Source organism: Deltaproteobacteria bacterium (assembly GCA_016930875.1).
GTDB lineage: Bacteria > Desulfobacterota > Desulfobacteria > Desulfobacterales.
On sequence record JAFGFW010000110.1, the window covers coordinates 1 to 5,288 of the forward strand.

Below are 5,288 nucleotides of genomic sequence, written 5' to 3' on the forward strand. Positions count from 1 at the left end.
AGAACGGAACGAGGCATTACGGCTGGGCCTGGCGATTGTCCGGTAAAATACGTCGCCAGAGGACCGATTTGTCAAGCCGCCATGTGCTGTGCAAAAATTTTTAAATACGTAATTAGCGATGGTGGTATAATTTGATGAGAAATCCTCCAACAATGGGCATAACCTCAAAAATTTCTTGATGGGACGGATCATTGAAAAGCCTTTTGAGGAGGTACACATGTAATTTTCGCCATCCGTGAAAGACTATTTGCTGCGACGATTTCCCGCCATGCGTCTTCAGCCGTTTCCACGATCTTAAACAGCAATTGCAACGCCCTCATTGATTTCCAGTATAAGTGGATAGCCAAAAACACCGTACTCGGATTCTGGGCCGTTACGACAGCCCAACCTAAAAATACGGTCTAAACGACCAAGAAATAGGGTGTTCACCCCATTGCCATTGACATATGATCCAAATAGAAAACCAAGCAAAGGTGGTAAGGAGCCGCGTTTGTCCAAACCACGATCTGGCCGACAGAGGAGGCTCCACGGCCTGCCATCTAGGCCGCCCTTGCAAGAATACAACAGATTCTCTACTACAAAATTTGCGATGGCCATATATATCCAACTTGCTCATACTTGAACGTTGTGGAGCAACAGCTCACTAGGGTCAGATCCATCACTTGTTTCACTATACCTGAAATTGAGAAGTTACCCAAAAATTGATCAAACAACTGAAAACCCTTGACATCTACGAAAAGCGGACAGTCAATAAACTGCTTGAAGAAGCCGTTGGTAAACTTCTGAAGAGATACACGGAGAAGTGGTTCGAAAAATGACCAAATCCGTATTTTCCCGAATAGACAACGGTTGACTAGGTGTTATTGGTCAGGCGTATCGAGACTCCGTGCATCGTAGGACATACGTTTTCAAGGGACTTTTTTGTTTTGAACTCACGTCCCTTACTCTGGGAGGGGGCGATGTAAGTAGTCAAAATTCTAGTTGTTGAGGAAAGGAGGGAAAGGCATGAAACATCTATTTGTAGTCCTGCTGTCGATGGGATTGATTCTTTTCCAAGGCTTTCCAACCTATTGTGGAGAAAAAGGGCGAGACGAAAGCAAAGAGGCGTACGGCGACGACATGCCGGCTTACGGCAGGTGCGGTCACATGATGGGTTATGGGCTGCACGGACACGGGATGCGCAGGGGCGGCTCCGGGGTACATCACGGTTGGGGCTGGAGTGAAAGACCCCGAGACTGGAAGTCCATGACCCAGGAGGAGCAGAAAAAGTGGGAGGAGATGAGAGCAAAACACCAGATGGAAATCCTGGACCTGCGGAAAGAATTGGTGTCTAAACGCGTGGAACTGGAGACATTGTGGAATCAGCCCCAGGTAGATCATGGCAGGATTGAGAAGCTTTCCGGTGAGATCGCCCAGATTGAGGCACAGCTGGCCAAGAAACGGGACAAGCATCTCCTGGAGTGCCGAAAGCAGTTTGGCGACAGGGGTTGGACATGCCCCGGCTCCTGGTGATGACTTTTCACACATTCTGAGTCATGAAAGCGGGTGATACGGGCGCCAAAGGTTAAAAAGGCCGGAGAAGTTTACAGCTGTGAAGTCTGCGGTAACGTGGTTGAAGTGAAAAAAGCCGGTGGGGGCGAACTGGTCTGTTGCGGGCAACCCATGAAATTGCAGAAAAAGTAAAGGAGGGCAAAGCCATGCATGACAAGAAAGAGTTGTGTGGGAAGATCAAGTCGATTTACCCTGACATTGGAGAATGCGGCATTGATGTGGATGTCAACTTCGACAAAGGGAAAAAGGCATGGGTAGTGGATCTGAAGAAGGATAAGCATGAATTGAAGACACACCTGGAACCCGAAGAAGCGGATCAGTGTATTGAAGGCAAACAGTGCGTATCCCTTGGGCTCCAGATCGCCCAACGCAGGGCAAACATCGACAGGATGCCTTAGCGCCAACGCGCTGGGACATCGTGTCTTACATGACAATAACGATCGGAGGGTGAAAATGAAGGAGAAAAACGCCGTTATCGGTGTTTGCGAAACTCATGAAAAGGCTGAAGATGCTGTCAAGCAACTGGAAAAATCCGGTTTTGACATGCAGAAGTTGTCAGTCGTTGGAAAAGACTACCACACGGAAAAACACGTAGTCGGGTATTATAATGCAGGAGATCGCATGAAGTATTGGGGCAAGTCGGGGGCTTTCTGGGGAGGAATCTGGGGGATGCTTTTTGGCTCGGCATTCTTCTGGGTGCCCGGCATTGGTCCCATACTTGTTGGCGGCCCCCTGGTTTCTTGGATCCTCGGGGCCCTGGAGAGCGCCGCCATCGTTGGCGGTCTCAGTGCGCTCGGGGCCGGACTGTACGGCATCGGGATTCCGAAAGACAGCATCATAAAATATGAAACAGACCTTAAGGCGGACAAGTTTCTGGCCATTGCTCATGGCACAGCCGATGAGGTCAAGAGAGCACATGATATTATCAAGAAAATGAATGTGGTGGACGCAACTGTCCATTCCGTTTAGTCAACCTTTCAAGTGTAAAAAAGTTGATAAGCCAACGCGTGTCGCCTCGCCGGTGACCGCAAACAAGGAGGAGCGTCATGAATAGTCGTGTTTTTTCATCCATTGTCTTTGTTCTTGTTTTGACCATGTCCCATACCGCTCTCGGGAAATCAGATGGTCCAAAGACTGCACCGCAGGTTCCGGACGGCTGGATCGTTGTGGAGGAAGAGATCTGGCTTGCTTTTCCGGATGAACCGGGAGCTCAGTTTCACCAGGCCCATGAGAACTTCCTGAAAAGGGATTACAAGGCTGCGGCCGCTAATATGAGGAAGGCCGTGGGATTCATGAAGTTGGAAACGGCTCGTGCGGCAGGTGATGCGAAGAAGGCATTGACAGCTTCCATTCACAAACTGGAAAAGCTGGCTGATGACGTGGAAAAGGGCACGGTTTCCTCTGCTCGAAAACTGTCAGAAGCGTTTTCCAGAGCCCATGAAGCCCTGGCCATCCAGCACCATGCCAAGGCTTCGGAAGCCTGGGCAAAAAAGCAAAGCACAAAGGTCGGGCGTGCCTTGAAGGCCGCCGCAATGCACCTCGAAAGCGCTGCTGCCTGGTCAGGACAAAAGCTTGAAGCAGGAGACCATGCATCGTTACAGCTCGCACGATCCGTGGGGAAAAAAATCACGGAAGGGGCCAGCTGGACAGCCGAGGAGGCCGGAAAGGCTATTGAGGGCTTGGGCCGCGGATTGAAAGCATTGGGGGAAAGAATCGAGCCGCTCGCCGAATGAAGCGTTTTCGTGCTTGGCTGTTGTAGACGGAGCGCAAGGCACCGTGGCTGATAGCTCGACAAAAGGGATTTATGAGGGGGATGCGCAAGAGAGGAAGCTGAATGTTTACAATTGCAGCGGCGGAAGTTGTTTTGACCGGTACGGCCTTTTCTATTCTTGTCATCTACCATCTGCACCTTGCTTGCCAAGTGCGAAAAGATCCGATGGCCACATCCATTGGTCTCGGCAATCACCTGCGATACGAATGGGTGGAAGCCGTGATGGGAGCGAAAGAACACATCGAGGCCATCCAGACTTTGCGAAATTGGGTGATGGCATCCAGCTTTCTGGCCTCAACGGCCATCCTCATCGGCTTGGGCATCCTTAATACGGTTTTCAGGACTGAAAAAATCGCAGAATGTGCCCACGCCCTGAATCTGTTTGGAACGAAAAGTCTGGAGCTTTGGCTGATAAAACTAATGATACTGGTCGTTGTTTTCTTTTTTTCCTTTTTCAATTTTGCACTGACGATCCGTTACTACAACCATGCCAGTTTTGCCATCAACATTCCGACGTCGGACGAACCGGCCATCACTTACGAGTCCGTAGCCAAAATTATTAATCGGGCCAATATGCACTACACCCTCGGAATGCGCGGATTCTATTTTTCAGTGCCATTGACGCTTTGGCTTTTTGGACCGACATGGATGCTATCTGGGTCCATCGTATTGACCGTCATACTTTACAAGCTGGACCGGACTATTTGAAAAAGGAACCAGCAAGAAATGCACGACAGCAAAACCCCTGGGATCTGGGTGTTGGAGAAGCTTACTGGACGACTAGGAGAACCAGGGTGACTTCAACGCATCGTCCCGCCAGTTGTGAGCGAACCTTGAAAGGACCTTTCAGGAGATGGAAGCGGGATGGAATTCTCTAACATTGTTTTAGGTCTGGTCTTGCTTGTACTGGGACGAAAGCTTTTTTGGCTCTTTGTTTCAATAGTGGGGTTTCTTTTCGGCATGGGGTTCGCGGGTCTGGTATTCCCGGATCAACCGCAGTGGATACAGGTTTTGTTTGCCCTTGGCGCGGGTTTTCTCGGAGCCTTGCTTGCAGTATTGGCCCAGCGCGTTGCCTTCGCCCTCGCAGGGTTTTATGGGGGCTTTTACTTCGCCCTAATTCTAGCTCAGTCATTCGGTTCGGGGGCAAATAACATAGTCATATGCACTTTTGTTGGGGTGATTGGGGCCGTGGTCGCAACCCTCATCATGGACTGGGTAATCATTTTGCTTTCTTGCCTGGTGGGAGCCGGGGCGGTGGTTGGGGCGTTAGGTTTAGGGCAAGGAATGAGAATAATCGTTTTCCTGTTGCTGGTGATTACCGGGGCTTTTGTTCAGACAAAGCTCTTGCCTCAAGCCAAGCAATACGATGGGACTAAAGGGTAAAAAAGAGGCTTGAGTTTCGGACAGGTTCAGGCCAAGCCGAACGCGGTGGTGGAAAACCTTTGAAAAGGATCTGGGGAGGTATCTGAAGGCCATGCAAAAGGCTTTTTCGGTAGACAGAAAAGTAGTCATCGTGGGCGCAGGCCAGGTGGGCGCGACCTTTGCGTTTGCACTCATGACGAGCGGCCTTGCCGGCAGTATTGTTCTCATTGACCAGGCGGCTGAAAGGGCGGAGGGCCATGTAATGGACTTAAATCACGGCCTATCATTTGTCCAGCCCTGCCGGATCTACGCAGGGGATTATACGGACTGCCGCGATGCGAGCGTTGTGGTGATCACGGCAGGCGCCAGTCAGAAGCCCGGAGAAACAAGGCTGGATCTAACACAAAGAAACGCAGACATCTTCAAAAGCGTCATTCCTCAGATTGTCCAGCATCAACCCAAGATGGTGGTGGTCGTCTCCAATCCTGTTGATGTGTTGACCTATGTGGCACTTAAGCCTATAGTTGCATAAACAACATGGCAAAAGGTCCTGAAAAGCAATGATAGTCTTTCTTTGCGGCCTTTTTGGGCAGTTTTGAGGAAT

The 5,288-nt window shown here is 50.3% G+C and carries 8 protein-coding genes; all 8 read left to right on the forward strand.

Translation table 11 applies throughout. The annotated features are described in order from the left end of the window. Positions 1-1,005: 1,005 nt before the first annotated feature. Positions 1,006-1,512 carry a periplasmic heavy metal sensor gene (locus tag JW883_10040; GenBank protein ID MBN1842605.1) on the forward strand — a complete coding sequence of 169 codons (507 nt, stop codon included), beginning with the start codon at positions 1,006-1,008 and terminating at the stop codon, positions 1,510-1,512. A 36-nt stretch (positions 1,513-1,548) separates the two neighbouring features. Further along, on the forward strand, positions 1,549-1,683 hold the full coding sequence (locus JW883_10045) for a desulfoferrodoxin FeS4 iron-binding domain-containing protein (GenBank protein ID MBN1842606.1): 135 nt from the start codon (positions 1,549-1,551) through the stop codon (positions 1,681-1,683). 14 nt (positions 1,684-1,697) lie between these two features. Continuing rightward, entirely contained in the window at positions 1,698-1,949 is a 252-nt protein-coding gene (locus tag JW883_10050; protein ID MBN1842607.1) for a hypothetical protein, read from the forward strand. A gap of 55 nt (positions 1,950-2,004) precedes the next feature. Further along, positions 2,005-2,520 carry a DUF1269 domain-containing protein gene (locus JW883_10055; protein MBN1842608.1) on the forward strand — a complete coding sequence of 172 codons (516 nt, stop codon included), beginning with the start codon at positions 2,005-2,007 and terminating at the stop codon, positions 2,518-2,520. A gap of 77 nt (positions 2,521-2,597) precedes the next feature. After that, the gene (locus tag JW883_10060) at positions 2,598-3,284 is read left to right on the forward strand and encodes a hypothetical protein (protein ID MBN1842609.1); all 687 of its coding nucleotides are present in this window, start codon (positions 2,598-2,600) and stop codon (positions 3,282-3,284) included. 101 nt (positions 3,285-3,385) lie between these two features. Further along, positions 3,386-4,030 carry a DUF599 domain-containing protein gene (locus tag JW883_10065; GenBank protein MBN1842610.1) on the forward strand — a complete coding sequence of 215 codons (645 nt, stop codon included), beginning with the start codon at positions 3,386-3,388 and terminating at the stop codon, positions 4,028-4,030. A 156-nt stretch (positions 4,031-4,186) separates the two neighbouring features. After that, complete coding sequence (locus JW883_10070; GenBank protein MBN1842611.1) at positions 4,187-4,705, forward strand: DUF4203 domain-containing protein; 519 nt, start codon at positions 4,187-4,189, stop codon at positions 4,703-4,705. 91 nt (positions 4,706-4,796) lie between these two features. Then, a complete protein-coding gene (locus JW883_10075; GenBank protein MBN1842612.1) occupies positions 4,797-5,216 on the forward strand; it encodes a hypothetical protein in 420 nt (139 codons plus the stop codon). Positions 5,217-5,288 lie beyond the last annotated feature (72 nt).

Excerpts from the sequence above, each read along its gene's own strand:
- JW883_10040 (MBN1842605.1), top strand. The coding sequence starts at position 1,006 with ATGAAACATCTATTTGTAGTCCTGCTGTCGATGGGATTGATTCTTTTC.
- JW883_10050 (MBN1842607.1), top strand. The coding sequence starts at position 1,698 with ATGCATGACAAGAAAGAGTTGTGTGGGAAGATCAAGTCGATTTACCCT.
- JW883_10055 (MBN1842608.1), top strand. The coding sequence starts at position 2,005 with ATGAAGGAGAAAAACGCCGTTATCGGTGTTTGCGAAACTCATGAAAAG.
- JW883_10060 (MBN1842609.1), top strand. The coding sequence starts at position 2,598 with ATGAATAGTCGTGTTTTTTCATCCATTGTCTTTGTTCTTGTTTTGACC.
- JW883_10065 (MBN1842610.1), top strand. The coding sequence starts at position 3,386 with ATGTTTACAATTGCAGCGGCGGAAGTTGTTTTGACCGGTACGGCCTTT.
- JW883_10070 (MBN1842611.1), top strand. The coding sequence starts at position 4,187 with ATGGAATTCTCTAACATTGTTTTAGGTCTGGTCTTGCTTGTACTGGGA.
- JW883_10075 (MBN1842612.1), top strand. The coding sequence starts at position 4,797 with ATGCAAAAGGCTTTTTCGGTAGACAGAAAAGTAGTCATCGTGGGCGCA.